The organism is Roseovarius pelagicus (genome assembly GCF_025639885.1).
GTDB lineage: Bacteria > Pseudomonadota > Alphaproteobacteria > Rhodobacterales > Rhodobacteraceae > Roseovarius > Roseovarius pelagicus.
In genome coordinates this window covers 2,268,254-2,286,904 of record NZ_CP106738.1, presented here as the reverse complement: position 1 = coordinate 2,286,904, position 18,651 = coordinate 2,268,254, and the positions used below count along the sequence as shown (strand labels likewise).

Annotated in this window: 22 protein-coding genes; 6 read left to right on the top strand and 16 right to left on the bottom strand. The window is 58.8% G+C overall.

Annotation, left to right across the window (positions count from 1 at the left end):
- Positions 1 to 19 precede the first annotated feature (19 nt).
- The 3 genes from nusA to pip all read right to left on the bottom strand — a co-directional run bounded on the left by nusA (position 20) and on the right by pip (position 3,374).
- Entirely contained in the window at positions 20 to 1,639 is a 1,620-nt protein-coding gene (gene nusA, locus N7U68_RS12385) for a transcription termination factor NusA (RefSeq protein ID WP_165195091.1), read from the bottom strand.
- A gap of 4 nt (positions 1,640 to 1,643) precedes the next feature.
- Complete coding sequence (rimP, locus tag N7U68_RS12380) at positions 1,644 to 2,246, bottom strand: ribosome maturation factor RimP (protein WP_165195093.1); 603 nt, start codon at positions 2,244 to 2,246, stop codon at positions 1,644 to 1,646.
- 156 nt (positions 2,247 to 2,402) lie between these two features.
- A complete protein-coding gene (gene pip, locus N7U68_RS12375) occupies positions 2,403 to 3,374 on the bottom strand; it encodes a prolyl aminopeptidase (protein ID WP_165195095.1) in 972 nt (323 codons plus the stop codon).
- 49 nt (positions 3,375 to 3,423) lie between these two features.
- Between pip and ubiG the strand changes: the two genes are divergently transcribed.
- On the top strand, positions 3,424 to 4,167 hold the full coding sequence (gene ubiG, locus N7U68_RS12370) for a bifunctional 2-polyprenyl-6-hydroxyphenol methylase/3-demethylubiquinol 3-O-methyltransferase UbiG (protein WP_165195097.1): 744 nt from the start codon (positions 3,424 to 3,426) through the stop codon (positions 4,165 to 4,167).
- A 148-nt stretch (positions 4,168 to 4,315) separates the two neighbouring features.
- Here ubiG and N7U68_RS12365 read toward each other — a convergent pair whose 3' ends face one another.
- The 5 genes from N7U68_RS12365 to N7U68_RS12345 all read right to left on the bottom strand — a co-directional run bounded on the left by N7U68_RS12365 (position 4,316) and on the right by N7U68_RS12345 (position 7,999).
- Positions 4,316 to 5,578, bottom strand: a complete 1,263-nt coding sequence (locus N7U68_RS12365; protein WP_263046995.1) for a SulP family inorganic anion transporter — start codon at positions 5,576 to 5,578, stop codon at positions 4,316 to 4,318.
- Positions 5,579 to 5,701: 123 nt separating this feature from the next.
- A complete protein-coding gene (locus N7U68_RS12360) occupies positions 5,702 to 6,148 on the bottom strand; it encodes a MarR family winged helix-turn-helix transcriptional regulator (RefSeq protein WP_165195101.1) in 447 nt (148 codons plus the stop codon).
- Positions 6,145 to 6,978, bottom strand: coding sequence for a carbon-nitrogen hydrolase family protein (locus N7U68_RS12355; RefSeq protein WP_263046994.1), 834 nt, complete (start codon positions 6,976 to 6,978; stop codon positions 6,145 to 6,147). The genes N7U68_RS12360 and N7U68_RS12355 overlap by 4 nt, the downstream gene beginning before the upstream one ends.
- Positions 6,975 to 7,232 (bottom strand): glutaredoxin 3, encoded by a 258-nt coding sequence (gene grxC / locus N7U68_RS12350; protein WP_165195105.1) that lies wholly within the window; start codon positions 7,230 to 7,232, stop codon positions 6,975 to 6,977. The genes N7U68_RS12355 and grxC overlap by 4 nt, the downstream gene beginning before the upstream one ends.
- Before the next feature lie 35 nt (positions 7,233 to 7,267).
- Complete coding sequence (locus N7U68_RS12345; protein WP_263049152.1) at positions 7,268 to 7,999, bottom strand: ComF family protein; 732 nt, start codon at positions 7,997 to 7,999, stop codon at positions 7,268 to 7,270.
- Between the two features lie 17 nt (positions 8,000 to 8,016).
- Between N7U68_RS12345 and N7U68_RS12340 the strand changes: the two genes are divergently transcribed.
- Both N7U68_RS12340 and hemH read left to right on the top strand, forming a co-directional pair.
- On the top strand, positions 8,017 to 8,838 hold the full coding sequence (locus N7U68_RS12340; RefSeq protein ID WP_263046993.1) for a class I SAM-dependent methyltransferase: 822 nt from the start codon (positions 8,017 to 8,019) through the stop codon (positions 8,836 to 8,838).
- 66 nt (positions 8,839 to 8,904) lie between these two features.
- Positions 8,905 to 9,969 (top strand): ferrochelatase, encoded by a 1,065-nt coding sequence (gene hemH, locus N7U68_RS12335; protein ID WP_263046992.1) that lies wholly within the window; start codon positions 8,905 to 8,907, stop codon positions 9,967 to 9,969.
- Positions 9,970 to 10,080: 111 nt separating this feature from the next.
- Here hemH and N7U68_RS12330 read toward each other — a convergent pair whose 3' ends face one another.
- Entirely contained in the window at positions 10,081 to 10,269 is a 189-nt protein-coding gene (locus tag N7U68_RS12330) for a hypothetical protein (RefSeq protein WP_165195113.1), read from the bottom strand.
- A 144-nt stretch (positions 10,270 to 10,413) separates the two neighbouring features.
- Positions 10,414 to 11,016 carry a L,D-transpeptidase gene (locus N7U68_RS12325; RefSeq protein WP_263046991.1) on the bottom strand — a complete coding sequence of 201 codons (603 nt, stop codon included), beginning with the start codon at positions 11,014 to 11,016 and terminating at the stop codon, positions 10,414 to 10,416.
- Between the two features lie 172 nt (positions 11,017 to 11,188).
- On the opposite strand from N7U68_RS12325, the gene dalA reads away from it, so the two are divergent.
- The gene (gene dalA / locus N7U68_RS12320) at positions 11,189 to 11,707 is read left to right on the top strand and encodes a divisome-associated lipoprotein DalA (protein WP_165195117.1); all 519 of its coding nucleotides are present in this window, start codon (positions 11,189 to 11,191) and stop codon (positions 11,705 to 11,707) included.
- Between the two features lie 98 nt (positions 11,708 to 11,805).
- Here dalA and N7U68_RS12315 read toward each other — a convergent pair whose 3' ends face one another.
- From N7U68_RS12315 to hslO, 5 genes are all read right to left on the bottom strand, one after another.
- Positions 11,806 to 12,300: a L,D-transpeptidase family protein gene (locus N7U68_RS12315; protein WP_263046990.1), complete on the bottom strand. Its 495-nt coding sequence runs from the start codon at positions 12,298 to 12,300 to the stop codon at positions 11,806 to 11,808.
- A gap of 76 nt (positions 12,301 to 12,376) precedes the next feature.
- Positions 12,377 to 13,600, bottom strand: a complete 1,224-nt coding sequence (locus tag N7U68_RS12310) for a class I SAM-dependent RNA methyltransferase (protein WP_263046989.1) — start codon at positions 13,598 to 13,600, stop codon at positions 12,377 to 12,379.
- On the bottom strand, positions 13,597 to 14,754 hold the full coding sequence (locus N7U68_RS12305) for a CCA tRNA nucleotidyltransferase (protein ID WP_263046988.1): 1,158 nt from the start codon (positions 14,752 to 14,754) through the stop codon (positions 13,597 to 13,599). Before N7U68_RS12305 ends, N7U68_RS12310 begins: the two co-directional genes overlap by 4 nt.
- Positions 14,751 to 15,353, bottom strand: a complete 603-nt coding sequence (locus tag N7U68_RS12300; protein ID WP_165195125.1) for a CoA pyrophosphatase — start codon at positions 15,351 to 15,353, stop codon at positions 14,751 to 14,753. The genes N7U68_RS12305 and N7U68_RS12300 overlap by 4 nt, the downstream gene beginning before the upstream one ends.
- Positions 15,343 to 16,338 carry an Hsp33 family molecular chaperone HslO gene (gene hslO / locus N7U68_RS12295; protein ID WP_165195127.1) on the bottom strand — a complete coding sequence of 332 codons (996 nt, stop codon included), beginning with the start codon at positions 16,336 to 16,338 and terminating at the stop codon, positions 15,343 to 15,345. The genes N7U68_RS12300 and hslO overlap by 11 nt, the downstream gene beginning before the upstream one ends.
- 82 nt (positions 16,339 to 16,420) lie before the next feature.
- Here hslO and N7U68_RS12290 point away from each other — a divergent pair, with 82 nt between their 5' ends.
- A complete protein-coding gene (locus N7U68_RS12290) occupies positions 16,421 to 16,858 on the top strand; it encodes an NUDIX hydrolase (RefSeq protein WP_165195129.1) in 438 nt (145 codons plus the stop codon).
- 15 nt (positions 16,859 to 16,873) lie between these two features.
- Here N7U68_RS12290 and N7U68_RS12285 read toward each other — a convergent pair whose 3' ends face one another.
- Positions 16,874 to 18,151 (bottom strand): PP2C family protein-serine/threonine phosphatase, encoded by a 1,278-nt coding sequence (locus tag N7U68_RS12285; protein WP_263046987.1) that lies wholly within the window; start codon positions 18,149 to 18,151, stop codon positions 16,874 to 16,876.
- A gap of 166 nt (positions 18,152 to 18,317) precedes the next feature.
- Between N7U68_RS12285 and N7U68_RS12280 the strand changes: the two genes are divergently transcribed.
- Entirely contained in the window at positions 18,318 to 18,650 is a 333-nt protein-coding gene (locus N7U68_RS12280; RefSeq protein WP_263046986.1) for an Hpt domain-containing protein, read from the top strand.
- Position 18,651: the final 1 nt, after the last annotated feature.

Genomic DNA, 18,651 nt, shown 5'->3' with positions numbered 1-18,651 from the left:
GTTCAATCGAGGCCTGAGATCAGGCCTCGCTCTCCTCAGTATCAGCGCCGTCTTCCGCTTCGGCCTCTTCGGCCTCCAGATCGGCAGGATCAACCCAGCCTAGCAAAATGCGCGCGGTCATCACCATGTCTTGCGCTTCTTCCAGAGAGACGTCGAAAGGCTCCAGAATGCCGTCGTCCTTGGTCCGCTCGCCATCGGTGATGGTCCAGCCGCCGGCTAATTCCCAGTCGGCACAGGTCGCGAAATCCTCCAGCGTCTTCACATCGTCCTTGGCCAACGCCAAAATCATCCGAGGCGTCAGACCCTCGAATTCCACCAGACTGTCCTCGACACCCAGCGCGCGCGCCTCATCCAATGCCGCTTTGGCTTGTGCCTCCAGAATATCGCGGGCGCGTGCCTGCAATTCCTGCGCGGTATCCTCGTCAACACCGTCGATCACCAGCAATTCATCCTGCTCGACATAGGCGACTTCTTCGAGGCTCGTGAACCCTTCGGAAACCAGAAGCTGGGCAAAGAACTCGTCCAGATCGAGCGTTTCCATAAAGAGACCCGTACGCTCTTCGAATTCCTTCTGGCGACGTTCGCTATCCTCGGCTTCGGTCATGATGTCGATATCCAGACCGGTCAGCTGGCTGGCCAGACGCACGTTCTGGCCGCGACGACCAATGGCAAGGCTCAGCTGCTCTTCGGGAACGACAACATCTATCTTGCCCGCTTCCTCATCCAGAACAACCTTGCTGACCTCTGCGGGCTGCAACGCGTTCACCAGGAATGTCGGCTGGTCTTCGTTCCATGGGATGATGTCGATCTTTTCACCCTGAAGCTCGTTCACCACGGCCTGCACCCGGCTGCCACGCATACCGACGCAGGCGCCGACGGGATCGATAGACCCATCATAGCTGATCACGGCAATCTTGGCACGGCTACCCGGATCGCGGGCCACGGCCTTGATCTCAATGATACCATCGTAGATTTCGGGCACTTCCATCTTGAACAGCTCTGCCATGAACTCGGGCGCGGTACGGCTGAGGAAAATTTGCGGCCCACGGGCCTCGCGGCGCACATCCTTGATATAGCAGCGAATGCGGTCGTTCGGACGATAGGCTTCGCGGCCGATCTTCTCGTTGCGGCGCAGGATTGCCTCGCCCCGGCCCACATCGACGATAACGTTGCCGTATTCTTCGCGTTTGACCTGACCGTTGATGATCGTACCGGCGCGGTCCTTGAATTCCTCGAACTGGCGGTCACGCTCGGCTTCACGAACTTTTTGCAGGATCACTTGCTTGGCGCTTTGCGCAGCGATCCGGCCCATCTCGACGGGCGGCACTTCTTCGATCAGCTGTTGGCCAATCTCGGGGTTTTCCATGTACTGCTTGGCCTGCTCGACGGTGAACTCAGCCTGATAATTCTCCAGCTCATCATCGGCAACAACGGTACGCACACGGGTAAAAGTGGCGCGACCGGTTTTGCGGTCGATGCTCACGCGAATGTCCATCTCGGCGCCGTAGCGCGATTTGGCAGCCCGTGCGAGGCTCTCTTCCATCGCTTCGACCACCAGAACGGGGTCGATCATCTTTTCGCGGGCCACGGCCTCGGCGGTTTGCAGCAGCTCCAGCTGGTTTGCGGAAGTAATTGCCATGGTCTCAGTCCTCCTCGGAACCGGTGTCGGTGTCGCCGCCCTCAAGGGGCGCATCTTCTAGAATGTCGTCAAACTTGTCTTCGTCGATGATGCCCGCCGCCTTGCGCTGGCGCAGCATTTCCTTGATCAGCTCATCCGTCAGCACCAGCTTGGCGTCTGCCAGCCAATCGAACTCCAGCCCGATTGTGCCCTCTTCAACGTTGATCAGCACTTCGGTGCCCTCTACGCCTGCCAACATACCCTTGAACCGCTTGCGGCCATCGATCAGCTCTGTCGTCTCGATCTTGGCCTCATAGCCCTCATATGCTTCGAAATGCTTGAGCATGGTCAGGGGCCGGTCAATGCCGGGGCTGCTGACCTCCAGTGTATAAGGGTCCACCAGCGGATCCTCGACATCCAGCGCAGCACTGACAGCAGTCGAAATCTTTGCGCACTCATCTACTTCGATGCCACCCTCGGGCCGCTCTGCCATGATTTGCAGCGTATGATACTTGCCACCCATCAGCCGCACGCGCACCAGATCGAACCCCATGTCCTGTATGACAGGGGTGATGATCTCGGCCATGCGGCGGTCTATCGCGGCTTTTGCAATCAGGTCGTTGGTCATTGGGTCTGTGGCAGTCTCTCAGATAACATTGGATAGGGCACAAAAAAACGGGCGCGCGGCCCGTCAAAATTTCCGGTGGAGCGTTTCGGTGTGGACCCGTACGCGCCGCTGTTAAGGGGGATATAGCGAGAGGACGCCGAGTCTGCAAGGGGCTCTTTACCCAACCCCCATCCCGTTCATCACCCGAACCAGTTCCGCGCTGATCCCCGGCTCACTTAGCGCATGGCCAGCCAGAGGTATCATCCGCAGCGTCGCAGCAGGCCAAACCTGTGCCAGCGCATAGGCCATTTCCGGCGGGCAGATCATGTCGTAGCGACCCTGAACGATGGTACCGGGAACATCTGCCAGACGGTGCATATTGGCCAGAATCCAGCCGTCATGCTCCAAAAAACCGCCATTGATGAAATAGTGATTCTCCAACCGCGCGAACGCCCGCGCGTATTCCGCCGGGCTGTCGCTGCGTTGTCCTGTCGAATGCACCGACGCCAGAGAATTTTCCCACGATGACCACGCTTTGGCATGGGTCGTCTCGATCCGGGGATCGCCGGAAAACAGCCGCCGATGGTAGGCCGCGATCAGATCATCATGCTCGCTCTCGGGGATCAGCCCCTTGAACCGTGCCCAGGGTTCGGGCCAGAATCGGCCCGCGCCGCCGCCATAGAACCAATCCAGTTCAGCCTGCGTCATGGTGAAGACACCACGCAGCACCAGATGCACACAGGTATCGGGATGCGTGATACCATAGATCAGCGCCAGAGTGGCGCCCCAGCTACCGCCAAACACCGTCCAGCGGTCAATGCCCAGCGCGGCGCGGATACGTTCGATATCCGCCACCAGATGCCATGTCGTGTTCGCCTCAACACTTGCATGGGGCTTTGATCGCCCACAACCGCGCTGGTCAAACAGGATAACCCGGTAACGCGTCGGATCAAAATAGCGTCGCATCGCCGGGCTGCATCCACCCCCCGGTCCCCCATGCAACACCACCACAGGTATGCCGTCCGGTCGTCCGGATTGCTCCATATAGACCTGATGGCCATCACCCACATCCAGCATCCGCCGGTCGAATGGCTCGATCGGTGGATACAGATATTGCACTGCGCTTTTTTGGCCCGAGATTTTATCCATTGTCTTCCTATATAAGACGGCAGAGACAATTGAGCACATGGAGACCAGAATGCAAGCCGCGCCATCCACGATTGACGAGGGCGAAGTTGCCAAGTTCGAAGCGATGGCCGCCGAATGGTGGGATCCGAACGGCAAGTTCAAGCCGCTGCATATGCTCAACCCCTGCCGTCTGGACTACATCACGTCCCAGATCGCAGCAGAGTTCGACCGTGACCTGCGACAGAATCAGCCGTTCACGGGCCTGCGCATTCTCGATATCGGTTGCGGTGGCGGATTGTTGTCTGAACCAATGGCCCGCCTTGGAGCGGATGTCGTGGGCGCGGATGCGGCAGAGGGTAACATCCCCGTGGCGCGTGTGCATGCCGAACAATCCGACCTCGACATCGACTATCGCCACACCACCGCCGAAGCACTGGCCGCCGCAGGCGAGCAATTCGATGTCGTGCTCAATATGGAAGTGGTCGAACATGTCGCCTCTCCCATTCATTATCTGACCGCCTGCCGCGAACTGCTGAAGCCCGACGGATTGCACCTCTGCTCTACCCTCAACCGCAACGCCAAAAGCTATGTCGTGGCGATCATCGGCGCCGAACAGGTTATGCGCTGGTTGCCCAAGGGCACGCACGAATGGTCGAAATTCATCACCCCGGACGAACTGTTCGAATTACTACGTGAGGCCGGACTTGATCCGGTGGACCGCAAGGGGTTCGTGTTCAACCCGATCACATGGGGCTGGTCACTGTCGGATCGTGACCTGAGCGTGAATTACGTCACGGCGAGCGTGAAGCGGTAGAGTAAGTGAAACTCAGGTGTCGCGGCTCGGTATGGCTAGGAAAGGTATGCAACTAAGCAGTGTGGAAGTCGGCTTATAGCTTTCTTTGACGGATGCTGCGCGGCATCCCAATGGCCACTTCCTCAAGATTGGCAGAGTGTTCCGCAATCTATCTATCGGGTTCGGACCACTCGGACGGTGGGACATCACGGCGCAGCATCCGCAACGCCAGACCCAATGCCACACCTGTTCCGATTGCGACGGTCAGATCAGCCAGAACTGTCAGAATCAGAGTTAGCATCAAAAGAAACACATCAGATTTGCGCTCCGCCGCATAGTTTTTCCACTTGTTCGGCTCACTCATGTTCCAAGCGGTCAAGATCAGCAGCCCTGCCAAGGCTGGCATGGCCATGTATCCAACGAGCCTTGATGCAAAATGCATGATGATCAGAATAGTCAGGGCATGAATCAATCCAGCCACCGGGGTCTTGCCACCAGCTCGGACGTTGGTAGCCGTTCGGGCAATCGCCCCCGTTGCGGGTATTCCGCCGAAAAATGATGATCCGATATTTGCGGCACCTTGTGCCAATAGCTCGGCATTTGGGCGGTGGCTGCCTTTGATCATTCGGTCAGCCACCATGGCAGACAGCAAAGATTCGACACCAGCAAGAAACGCGATAATCATCGCGGACGGCAGCAATTCAACGATCCTGTCGAAACCTATTTCAGGCATCGCAGGCCAAGGCAGGGTGTTGGGAAGATCGCCAAACCGAGATTGAATCGTATCAACCGGCAGATCGGCCAATGACACGATGGCTGACGTGATGGCGACCGCAACGATAAGTCCCGGAAGTTTTGGCGCAGCGCGGCGGAACAGCACGATCAAGAACATTGTAGCAAGGCCGATCAGCGCCGACGCTGGCGATAAGGTCGGTCGCGCCGCCCACAGCGCTCCAATTTTTGCGATAAATTCCGCTGGGATCGCTTCGACCGTAAGCCCAAAAAGGTCACTGAGCTGACTTGTCGCGATGATGACGGCAATCCCGATCGTAAAACCATTTATGACCGGCTCTGGTATCAGACGAATGAGATTCCCGGCACGAAAATAGCCTGCGACAAGCAGAATGAGACCCGCCATGAACGTGGCAAGGACCAAGCCATCGTATCCATGTTCCGCAACCACGCCGAACACAACAACAATAAAGGCTCCTGTCGGGCCTCCGATCTGCACGCGACTTCCGCCTAGAAGGGAGATCAGGAAACCCGCAACAATTGCCGTTATCAGACCTTTTGACGGGTCAGCGCCCGATGCTATGGCAATAGCAAGACTGAGCGGCAACGCCACCATGGCTACCGTCACGCCGGCAACCGCATCTTGGACCAACTGGGCCCGCGTGTATCCGGGTAGGGTTGTGAGAATTTTGGGTTTCATACTCAAACGTTAGAATGATGTTAGATCGTGGTCATATCAAAAGCAGTCAGTCGAATTGGTGGCGCAAACGGTCGAAAAGTCCCGCAAAACCGACCTCCGGCCCGTGCGCCATGACAACCCTCGTTACCCCTCCGGCTCCAGCCGCGCCCGCAATCCGCGCAATACCGGCAGGATCGCGCGCACACGCTCTTCGCCCAGCTCTTCGACCACATCGCTGATCAGCGGGGCGATGGCGGTCAGCGCCTCTTCGCGGGCCTTGCGCCCGGCAGGACTGATCGCGACCTGCTTGCGCCGTGCATCGTCCCAATCGGGGCGGATATGCACATAGCCAGCCCATTCCAGCTTGCTCAGCGTGTTGGTCATCGCCCCACGCGTCACGTGAAAGCTTTTGGCCAGTTGCGCCGGACTGCGCTCGCTTCCGGCACGCGCCAGATGGTTCAGCACCGAAAAGTGCGACACTTCCATACCCTTTGGCAGGACACGGGTCAGCTGATTTCGAATCAGCTGATCATTGGTCAGCACCTCGCTAAAGAGCGCCACGGCGAGCGATGTACTGCTCCGGTCCGTCATGCCGGGCCCTGAAAATCACGGTCATGAGTCAGGGCTGGTATGCGTTGCCGGGCATTGGCGACCATGTCCATATCAAGATCGGCGATGATATAGCCGGGGTCTGTTCCGGCCTCTGCGATCACCTCCCCCCACGGGGCGATAGCCATTGCATGACCGTAGGTCTGGCGCGGCTTGCCCTGTGTTGCCGCGTGGGTGCCGGTCTGCGCCGGGGCCAACACATAGCACCCCGTCTCAATCGCGCGCGCGCGCAGCAATGCCTCCCAATGTGCCGCACCGGTGACGGGCGAAAACGCTGATGGGACGGTCAAAACCTGCGCGCCCGCAAGTGCCAACTGCCGGTACAGATGCGGAAACCGCAGGTCGTAGCAGATCGTCATCCCCAGACCGCCAAACGGCATTGGCGCCAATACTGCCGTCTCTCCGGGGCGATAGCCGGCTGATTCGCGATACGATTCGGTTTCCGAGATCGTGACATCAAACATGTGGATTTTGTCATATCGCGCCGCGATCTCGCCCTTCGGCGTGATCAGGAACGACCGGTTGGCGAAACGCCCATCTGCATCCCCGGTCTTTAACGCCAAAGAGCCTATAAGCAGCCAGATTTCACACGCGCGCGCGACATCACGCAACGTGGCCAACGTTTGATCGTCTGTTTCGTGTTGCAACACTTCGTCCTGCCGCGCACGGCTGGCCGATACGCAGTTCGTCACCTCCGGCGTCAGGACAAATTTGGCACCCTCCTTCACCGCATTGCGGATCAATGCGACAGTCTCCGGCAGATTGGCTGCCGGGTCATCACCGCTATTGAGCTGAAGGAGCGCCGCTTTCACGTCGCCAGCAACGCGTCTAGCTTGCCAGCGCGGTCCAACGCATAAAGCTCATCACAGCCGCCGACATGGGTTTCGCCGACGAAAATCTGCGGCACGGTCCGCCCACCATTTGCGCGCTGCATCATCTCTGCGCGCTTGGCGGGTTGGGCCGCGATGTTGATCTCTGAGAAATTGACGCCTTTCTGGCTCAACAACCGTTTGGCGGCATGACAAAAACCGCAGAGCGGAGAGGTATAGATTTCGACAGGTTTCATTCGGGATCTCACATTTGCAAGGGTTCCCTTCATATCTAAGGTGCCTTGCCCGCCCGCGCCAGTACCAGTATCCGCACCTCCCGCGCGCCAGCGGTCAGGCATGCCTCGCTCGCGGCCGCTAGTGTTGCGCCCGATGTCATCACGTCGTCGACCAACAGCACATGCCGACCCGCCAATCGGTGCCGCCGTCGTTTGTGCACGGCGATCGCGTCGCGCATGGCAGCAAATCGTGCCTCCCGCCCCAACCCGCCCAAACTGGGTGTGGCGCGCGGGCGCACCAACAGATCGGGACAATAGGCCAGGCCCAGCTCCTGCGCGACGGCCTGCGCCAGTAGGGCCGACTGGTTGTACCGGCGTTTCAACATGCGCAGCCAATGCAACGGAACAGGTGCCACCAGCATGCGTTCGCAGATCAGCGGCCCCGCCGCCCGCGCCATCCACAATGCCGCCGGACGCACGACATCCTGGCGATCGCCATGCTTTAACGCCAGAGTCAGCTTGCGCCCATTGCCCTCATATTGCAGTGCCGCCCGGCCCTGTGCCCATGGGCGGGCCAGAACCATGCATTCATCACACCGCACAACATCCTCGGTATCGCCGCCTGCCATCAACGGAATGCCGCAGTCATCACAGACCATCCCCGCGACAAAGGGCGTATCGCGCCAGCAGGGACCGCAGAGCCCAAAATCGCTGTCCACCTGACAGCCGCACACAGTGCAACGCGGTGGATAGATCAGCCGCAGCGCAGATTGTAATGGCGCGCCCATATCGTTATGTGCCCCCCATGACTGCACCACCGCCCCTGACTGACCGCGCCGCCCTTATACGCAACCGCACCCGTGCGGCCCGCGCGCCTGCAGATTTCCTGCATTTGGCGGCCGTGGACGAAATCAATGATCGGCTGGCAATGGTTAACAAGTCCTTTACCGCGCCTGCGATCGTCAGTGGATTTCCGACCTTCTGGCAGGCGGCCTTTCCCGACGCCCTATGCATGACGGATGATGAAACGCTCGACCTCACGCCCGGCGCGCATGATCTGGTGATCCATGCAATGTCGCTGCATTGGGCCAACGATCCAGTCGGGCAAATCATCCAGTGCCGTCGCGCCTTGCGCCCCGATGGACTGCTGCTGGTAGCCCTCTTTGGTGGCGAAACCCTGCACCAACTGCGCGCGGCGCTGGCACAGGCTGAATCCGACATCACCGGCGGTCTGTCACCCCGTGTCGCCCCGATGGGCGAGATCCGTGACCTCGGTGCCCTACTGCAACGCGGCGGGCTGGCTCTGCCGGTGGCCGATACGGTGCCGTTTACCGTCTCGTACGCAAACACCAGCGCGCTGATGCACGATCTGCGCGCGATGGGTGAAACCAGCGCACTATCTGCCCGCCCGCGCCACTTTACCCGTCGGACAGTGCTGGAGCGCGCCGAACACTACTACCGACAGAGCTTTGGTACCGCCGACGGGCGCATACCGGCAACGTTCGACATGGTGTTTCTGACCGGGTGGGCACCCGATGCCTCGCAACCCAAGCCGTTGCGCCCCGGATCAGCCGCCGCGCGGCTTGCCGAGGCGCTTGGGACACAAGAGACCGACCTCAGTGATTGACGCCCTGCGCAAACCGCTTATGTCGTGGCCCAAACAGTCGGCAAATTGACAAAGACAGGACCCCAGATGCGCGATTCCAGCCCGACAGCCAGATGCCCCTCCCATGCTCCCTCGGGCCATCCAGCTGTGCCGCCAGCCAAAACTGGTATCCTGTTGGCCAATCTGGGGACACCGGACAATTACGATTACTGGTCGATGCGGCGCTATCTGAGTGAATTCCTCTCGGACCGACGCGTGATCGACTATGCCCCATGGAAATGGCAACCGCTGCTGCAGCTGATCATCCTTAGCAAGCGCCCCTTCACAAGCGGTGCCGCCTATAAATCAATCTGGAACGTGGAGAAGGACGAAAGTCCCCTAATGACCATCACCCGCGACCAGACATCGGCCATCGCGGACGTCCTGCATGCCGATTATGGCGATCAGGTGATGGTTGATTTCTGCATGCGGTATGGCAACCCGTCGACCAAATCCAAACTGCGCGCTATGGTTCAGGCCGGGTGCACCCGCATCCTGTTCTTCCCCCTCTATCCGCAATACGCCGGTGCGACGTCTGCCACTGCCAACGACGCATTCTTTCGCGCGCTGATGGATGAAACGCAGCAACCAGCGGCACGCACAGTCGAGGCATATTTCGAGCAGCCCGACTATATCGAAGCACTAGCCCAGTCAATCGAGACAGCCTATGCCAACGCGGACGAGCTGCCAGAAATGTTGGTGGTGTCCTATCACGGCATGCCCAAGCGGTATCTGATGCAGGGTGATCCGTATCATTGTCAGTGCCAGAAAACGACGCGGTTGCTGCGTGAAAGGCTGGGCTGGGACAAGGGTCGCATCACCACGACTTTCCAATCCGTATTTGGCCCCGAAGAATGGCTGAAACCCTACACTGTCGAAGAGGTCGCGCGCCTTGCTCGCGAAGACGGCAAGAAACGTATCGCGGTCATTGCGCCTGCATTCTCTGCCGACTGCATCGAGACGCTCGAAGAGATCAACGAGGAAATCCGCGAAAGCTTTGAAGAGGCAGGCGGCGAGGCGTTTACCTACATACCCTGCCTCAATGATGCCCCGTCACATATCTCGGCCCTCTGTTCCGTGATCCGCACGAACCTCAAAGGCTGGGTAGACTGACCAGTACGGCGCAGACCACGGATGCGCGCCAGATCAGGTAAGCACTTGCTTTAATACAGAAAAAGGCGGTGGAAACCCACCGCCTTTTTCCTTGTAGTATCGTAGACTGACTTAGTCAGCTGCAACAACAGCAGCAACAATCGCCAGCAGGATCAGGGGAACCCAGATGCCCGCAGCCGAAGAGCTTGCTTGTGTTTCTTCAACGATGACTGGCGCTTCCATAACGGGCTCTTCGTAGTTGCCGGCGAAACCGGTCGAAGCAGCAGCGGACAGAGCAGCAGCGAGAACGAGTTTTTTCATAGTATCCTCCAGATATTGGCTCGACGTCGCATTTTGCGACGACAAGCACCCAAGACTTAACCTCGTAGTATTTTTCTAATCAGCAATCTTGGGTGAATGCAAACCCAACTTGCGGCGCTCACACTACAAATCGCCTCGTTTTCGTCAAATAAGCAACACCTGAGTCCCAACTTTGGCCATTCCAAAGAGTTCGGCGATGTGTTGGTTATAAAGTCCGATACACCCGTTCGATGACCGCCGCCCGATCTTGCGCGTATCGTGGGTGCCGTGGATGCGATAGTACGTCCAGCTAAGGTAAAGCGCATGGGTCCCCAACGGGTTATCCGGGCCAGCAGGGACAAACTTTGGCCAGTCGGGATTGCGCTTTAGCATATTAGGCGTTGGGCGCCATTCGGGGCCTTCGACCTTGCGCACCACTTGGGTCCGCCCGCGGCGGGTCAGGTCTTCTGACAGCGGCACTGAGGATGGGTACAACTTGTAGGTACTACCGTCTTCACCCCAATAGTGCAGTGCCCGGCTATCGACATCGACCAGAATCGCCCCTTTGTTCAGACTCGAGAAGTATGGTTGCCAGTCCAGTGCACGGAAACTCGAAATATTGCGCCGCACGGTTTCTGTCACGTCACGTTCGATCTCGACCGTGCCTGCGCCGTCTACGCTCTGGGCCAATGCCGGTGCACCGATCATGGCGGCAGTACCTGCCAGAAAATTGCGCCTATTCAATTTGTTGGAGAATTTCATCGGCATACTTGCCTCCCAGAGGTCACGGATCTAACTCTTGGCCGGAATATATGGCGCGAATGTCGCAGTCGCAATTCAAACCATCATGTGTCGGCAAAGTTCCGACCATGTGGGTTTGAAACGCAACGACGGGCATTGTAGAGCTTCTCGAAACAATCCAACGGGGTGGATCCACCATATGGCGCGTATTCTCGTACTTCTTCTGTCGGCTGTTCTGGCACTCGGGGCCTGCGCGGCACCGCCGCCACAGCAACCGACACTCGGCGCTGATGGCAAACCGCTACCGAAACTTTACCGCATCCGGGCTGGTGATTCGTCGCGCATTCAGTTTCGGATGCTCGATTCAGTCAACGCCCTGCGCGAGGCCGCCGGACAACCAGCGGTTCAGCTGAATGCGCAGTTGAATGCGGCCGCCGCTACCCATTCGCGGGATATGTCGGTACAAAACCGCCCGTGGCATTTCGGATCTGACGGGTCTTCGCCCATCGACCGTGTGCGTCGCGTCGGTTATGCGGGCAATCTTGTTGGCGAGAATATCTCGGAAACCTACGAGACTGAGCTAGAAACACTCGCCGCATGGATGGACCAGCAAAACACCCGCAACGTGATTCTGTCGCCGGACGCCCGCAACATGGGCTTTTCCTGGCTTCAGGAGGATAACGGGAAAATTTGGTGGACGATGGTGATGGGCAACTAAGGCTGTTCGCCAGAAACGCCCACCTAGAACCAAACCACACAGAACATATTGTCAAAGCGCCGCGCGAGCTTCAGATCGCGCGGCTTGCATATCCGACGCTAGGGATTGATCGTAATCGGCGTCCCGTTGCGCACCATGGCATAGACCCATTCAATCTCGCGATTCTTCACCGAAATGCACCCGGCGGTCCAGTCCGGGCCTGTGCCTGTTTTCTTGTTCGGCTGCCCGTGGATGAAAATGTCGCCACCCGGGCTTTTCCCGCGCGCACGGGCCTGCATGCGATCCGCCTGATTGGGGTAGGAAATACCGATCGACAGGTGGAAGTCACTGTTAGGATTGCGCCGGTCAATGACGTAGGTTCCTTCCGGCGTCTTGCCATCGCCGCGCTGGGTCTTGTGTCCCACGGGCGCGAAACCCAATTCCACCTTATAGCTCTCCAGCACCTTTTCATGGTGCAACAGATACATCTTGCGCGCACCTTTGTTCACAACGACATGGGTCACTTCGGGCCCGTTATACGTCTTGAACTTTGAAGAGCAGCCGGACAGGCCGATCACGATCAGCGCAATCGCGATGAATTTAAAAATTCGCATGGCTTACTACCTGTTTTTTGCCTCATCCGCAGCATAGCTTGGATGCAGGGCGCGCAGATAGGGGATTTTTACCTTTTCACGCGGAATTCAGCCTGAAATCTGCCACCAGTTCGATATGCGCGGACCAGCGGAACTGATCGACCACCCGGATCTGACCCAGCCCATACCCGGCCGCTACCAGCGTCGCCGCATCCCGTGCGAATGTCACAGGGTTGCACGAAACATAGGCGATCCGCGGCACCTGTGCACGGGTCAGTTCGGCCACCTGTGCCTCGGCACCCGCACGCGGCGGGTCAAGCACGGCAGCATCAAAACGAGCCAATTCATCTGGCAACAACGGACGACGAAAAAGGTCGCGCGCCTCGCTCGACACCTGTTTCAGGCCCGACGTTTTACGCCATCCCGCTTCGATCGCGGCGATCATGGCTGCGTCGCCTTCGACAGCATGGACCTGCGCACCGGTCGCGAGCGGCAGAGAGAATGTACCGCATCCGGCAAAAAGATCGACGATGCGCTGCGCGCCTGCTGTCGCGGCGATAACGTCAGCCAACAATGCCGCCTCGCCTTCTGCGGTGGCTTGTAGAAACGCGCCGGGCGGCGGCGTCACACGCGCCGCACCGAACACCTGTTCTGGTGCCTGTCGCTGCGTCACGGTTTCATCCTCCCAGCTAAGGCGTGCCAGATCATGTGCCTCGGCCAGTTGCGCCAACTGGATGCGCAAAGGGCCGTCCAGCGGCTTGCCACCTGTCACATGCAGATCCAGACCGCCGGTCGACAGACACGCGGCAACGCTTAGCGTACCCTTGCGACTGGCACTGTGCAGCGCCAGCGCCTCGGCCACGGGGATCGCCCGCATCAGATCAGGGTGCAAGAGTTGGCAATCGGGGATTTCCACGATCACGTCCGACCCTTTGGCATGAAATCCTGCCATCGCGCCCTTTTTCGTCCGCCGGGCTGTCAGCGTTGCACGACGACGCGCATGCGCAGGAGATGTGGCGATGGGCGCAAATTCGGCGTTCAGGTCATGGGCCGCCAAAGCACTGCCCACAATTTCGGTTTTCCATTTTGCCAGAAATACATCCGACGCATGTTGAAGCTGACAACCACCACAGGACTTAAAGTGGCGACAGGGTGGTTTAACCCGTGTATCCGACGGCTCCTCGATCCGAACATCGGTCAGCCGCGTCCCGTTCAGAACCCCCGTAACCACCTCGCCCGGCAATGTCAGCGGCGCATAGACCGGCCCATCGGCAATGCCGTCACCCTGATGGCCAAGGCGTTGGATTATGTAATGGCTCATCTTTGCACGTCCTTCAGCAGGTCGTTCTTGCTTAATGTGAAGCCCGAGGCGACCCATCGGCTTTCCAGTTCTTTCAGTTCGGCGCCCAGCGCGGGGCCGTTGAATGTCGGCATCAAATCTGCGGCCTTGATCGGAAAGCTGGCTTCTGCTCCCTCTTTTGCCGCTGCCAGCGCCCCGTCGGGCACAGGTGTCTCTAGCAATGCCGCCCGCAAGAGCAAAACATCACGCGCCATATCATAGCCATGCCTGTAACCGAAAACGCCCGGCCCGCCCTCGCCACTCACTGCATCACGCAGCATGGCCAGTCGCGCCGCCTCGGCATTGCTCAGGCGCAGTTGGTCCGGCACAGATGTGCCGCCCAATGTCGCAAGTCGCCGCATCGCGCAGGGGGGCACATCGTATTCCCCTTCAAGATGCACAAGCAGGCCCAGCGCGCTATTGTCGCTGCCCGGCAAAATGCGGGCCAGAATACCACTGCTCTGCATAGCAGCGATGGCGGGCGTGGGATCGGATGCCAACAGCAATTTGCGCATTTCCTGCCCGACCCTCTCGCGGGCGATGCCGTCCAACCCATCCTGATGCCGTGCCGCGGCTGCCAGCCCTTCGGCATCGATTCCGTCCTGCCCACCGAACCACGCATAGAATCGGAAAAACCGCAGGATGCGCAAATAATCCTCGCAAATCCGGCGTTCGGCGTCCTCTACGAACCGCACCCGGCCCGCCAATGCGTCCGCTAACCCACCCAGAGGGTCGATCACTGTACCATCGGCACCGGCATAAAGCGCGTTCATCGTGAAATCGCGGCGGCGTGCATCCTCGGCTATGTCATCGGTAAACGCGACCCGCGCGTGCCGCCCATCTGTTTCTACATCACGGCGAAAGCTGGTAATTTCGTGCGGAACACCCTGCACCACCAGTGTCACAGTTCCATGATCCAGCCCCGTCGGCACACAGCGCACATCTGCGGCCTTGGCCAAAGCGATCACCTGATCCGGGCGCGCATCCGTGGCCAGATCCAGATCACCCACAGACCGGCCCAACACCGCGTCACGCACGGAACCGCCGACCAGATAGGCAGAAAATCCGCCTGCAGCGATCAATTTGAACACCGATTGCAGGTGCGGCGCATGTAGCCAGTCGCCAGTGATCTTCATGGCTGGTCCGCCACCTCGGCAATGCCGCGCAAAATGCGGGCAGTTGCGCCCCATATATAATAGGGACCGAAAGGCACGGTGTAGTAACGCCGCAAACTGCCACGCCAATACCGCGCCTCGACCCTATAATTGGAACGTTGGGTCAAATACGCCAGCGGCACATCAAAAACCTCATCAACCTCGCCCAGCTCGGGGGTCGGCGTGAACGGGTGCGTTACATAACCAATCACCGGCGTAACAGAGAAACCGGTCACCGTCTCGTGCATCGACATCGTGCCCATCACCTCGACCGAGGCGGGATCTAGGCCGATTTCCTCATGCGCTTCACGCAACGCCGCAGCGATCACATCGGCATCACCTGGATCCTGCTTGCCCCCCGGAAAGGCGATCTGCCCTGGATGATGTTTTAGCGCCGATGATCGCTTTGTCAGGATCACGCGCGGCCCGGAGGCATCCAACAGGATCGGCACCAGAACCCCGGCGGGGCGCAGACGACGCCCCTCGGGCAGCACAGTTTCGGGATTCAGATCGAAATCTGACGATGCCCCCGGCGGATTCTTCAGTGCCGCCCGAACCCGGTCCAGCGGGTCATTTGCCATCGCCCGTACCGCTCTGCGCCTCAAACCCCAGCGTCGTCGGATCCAGATCGTAGTGCGCACCGCAGAACTGGCAATCGGCTGTCACGCGCCCCTCATCCGTGGTCATTTTCTCGATGTCGCTGGCCGAATATATCGACAGGCTTTGGCGCACACGATCCTCCGAACAGGTACAACCGAATCGCACCGGCTGCGCGTCAAACACGCGCGGCCCTTCTTCGTGGAACAATCGCACCAGCAGGTCCGTGGGCGGTACTGACGGCCCGATCAGCTCCAGCTCTTCCACAGTGTCGAGCAGGATATTCGCCCGGTTCCAGTTTTCACCCTCATCGTTGTTCAGGATGTCGCTGGCATCCAGCAGGCCCCCCTCGCCCGAGCCGCCATCCGTCGCAAACGGCGACGCCGGTGGCATATGCTGCAACATCACGCCACCTGCACGCCAATGTTCGGCTCCTCCCACCTCGGTCGAGCGGCCAAAGCTGAGCGAGAACCGCGTCGGCAACTGTTCGGATTGGGCAAAATACGCCTCGGCACAGGCACGCAGGCTGCCCCCCGCCAACGGTGTTATCCCCTTATAGGGTTCAGTGCCCTTGCCCTGATCCAGCATGATCGCGAAATACCCCTCGCCCACTTGATCAAAGGGCGCACCATCGGTCAGGCGCTCAGCGTCATAGCTGGCGTAGGCACGGATGCGCGCAGATTCACCTTCTGCCGTCGGTCCGTAGTAATCGGTGGTGATCATCCGTACCGGTCCGTTGGACTGCACCTGCAACTGTAGTTTCCAGCGCAGGTCGATCGCCTGCCCGATCAGCGCCGTCAACAGCGCCATCTCTGCCACCAGCGCCTCGACCTGAGGTGGATAATCGTGTTGGCGTAAAATGCCCTCGAGCACACCGTCGAGCCGCGCAACGCGACCTCGAATATCCGATTTATCCAGTTGGAACGGCAATACCGTATCGTCCCAGGCGAGTTTTTCCGCAAAAGTCATGGGGTTTCCTTCTTTGCCAAGGCTTGGCATATCGCGAAGATATAGGCAGGTTCAAGCCACGGTCCAAGGGGGGCGGAAAACCATGATAAGACGCGTCGGCCCATCACCCGATCCAAACATCCGTTATCGTCTGCGTCCGGGGGTTTATGCGATCTTACCAATGCGGGGCGGGCTGCTGGTTACCCTCCAGACAGATCCGGGGCCAGAACTGCAACTGCCCGGCGGTGGCATTGATCCCGGCGAATCGCCCCTGCGCGCGCTACATCGCGAAGTTTTCGAAGAAACCGGCTGGCATATCTCAGCACCGCGGCGGTTGGGCGCGTTCCGGCGGTTCATCTATATGCCCGAATACGATATGTGGGCCGAAAAAATCTGCACCATCTATCGTGCACGTCCCGTCAGGCAGATCGGCCCCCCATCCGAGCCGGATCATACACCGATGGTGATCAGTGCGGCGCATGCCGCTACCGAACTGGGCAATTCCGGCGATAGGCTCTTTGTGACAAAGCATTGCCTCTAGCGTGATCGTCCAAGCCTATTTCCCCGATGGCGGCGCCTTGATTTCCAGCAGAACGGCAGACACATCGTCTTTAAAACTGTCGCTATCAGCGAACCCTGTCAGCTTCCATACCAACGACTCCAGCATAGCCATGCCGCGCGTCTGACGTAACTCACCCATCAACCGGGCCAGCCCCTCGTCATCCAGCAGCGCACCCTGTGGATCATGGCACTCGGACACACCATCGGAATAGATCATCAATCGGTCGCCACCATTCAGCTGGGCCTCGAAACAGGAATATTCTGCACCCACAATCAGTCCTACGGGCAACCCGCCATCGCCGACAAACTCCACCTTGCCATCAGCGCGTTGGATCACCGGGCAGGGATGCCCGGCCTGACACATCCTCGCCCGCCCCGTACCAAGATCAACGTCAGCCAAAAGCAGGGTAAAATAATGTTCCGTTTCCATCTCGCTCAGGATCAGATGATTTAGGGCGGCAACTGTCTCGCTCGGCGGTCGCGGCTCATACTCTCCTTTGGCGTTGCGACGCAGGGCGATATTCTGTGACGGGTTGGTGGCGGACAAGTACCCCGCCAAACGCGCCGTCATCAGCGCAGAACTGATGCCATGACCCGACACGTCGATCCCGTATAGCCCAACCCGCATTTCGTTGATCGGAAACATGCCGACCAGATCGCCGCCCACATGCCCGCTGGACCGCAGCAGCAAAGACACCTCGGCAGCGCCAAAATCACGATGTCGCTCGGCTACCAGCGATTGTTGCAGTTTCTTGGCCTCGATCAGATCGCTGTCCAGCAGGTCATAAACGCCCTGCAATTCCAGCAGCGTTGACTCGACCAGACGGTTTTTTTCCACCAGCTCACGCTCTATTCTCAGGATACGTTCGCCCGCAGCAATACGCGCGCGCAACTCGCCCGCATTGACGGGTTTTGTCAGAAAATCATCGGCACCGGCATCCAGTCCATAGGCAACCTCGCCCTTTTCGGATTTCGACGTGAGAAGGATAAAATAACCATAGGAATCGCGCGTCATCGCGCGGAATTCCCGACAGAATTCCAGACCGGTCATTCCCGGCATCATCCAGTCACTTAGGACCAGATCAGGCGGGTTCGCCTGGCAAATACCCAGCGCCTCGCGCCCCGATGCAGCCTCCGAAATCTCGAATCCCCATTTGCGCAGGGATGCTGTCAGAATTCGGCGTTGTAATCGACTGTCATCGACAACAAGCACATGCCGGATCGCGGGGCGGTCCGATGCGGGTTCGTCAGAAAATGGTAGCGCACATGACACCTTTCACCCCTTATTCTGCCCCCGCACGAATAGATATCCCAACGCGCGTTAACGAGGTGTGAATGCTAAAATTCGCTGCAATCCGGGCCCCTTGCCACATGAATCGTAACATCATGTTAACGCCGACCCCCGCAGACTAACGTTTTGGTAAGCGTTCGGGTGCGCCATGATTGACTGGTCAAGGGTTGCGGAATTGCACGACGAAATCGGCGCAGAGGATTTCGGCGATGTGGTCGAGCTGTTCCTCGAAGAGGTTCAAGAAGAAATCGGAAAACTACGCGCCAGTGAGCCACCCAAAGAATGGGAAGCAATGCTTCACTTTCTCAAGGGCAGTGCGCTGAACCTAGGATTTCTACATTTCTCAGACTTGTGCCAGACAGGTGAAACTGCCGCAGCCCATGCTGAGTTTGAACAAATCAACATCGCCAATATCCTAGAGTCCTTCGATGCGTCCTGTGTCGAATTTCTCGCTGGGCTGGACCGTCTGCACTCTACCTGAC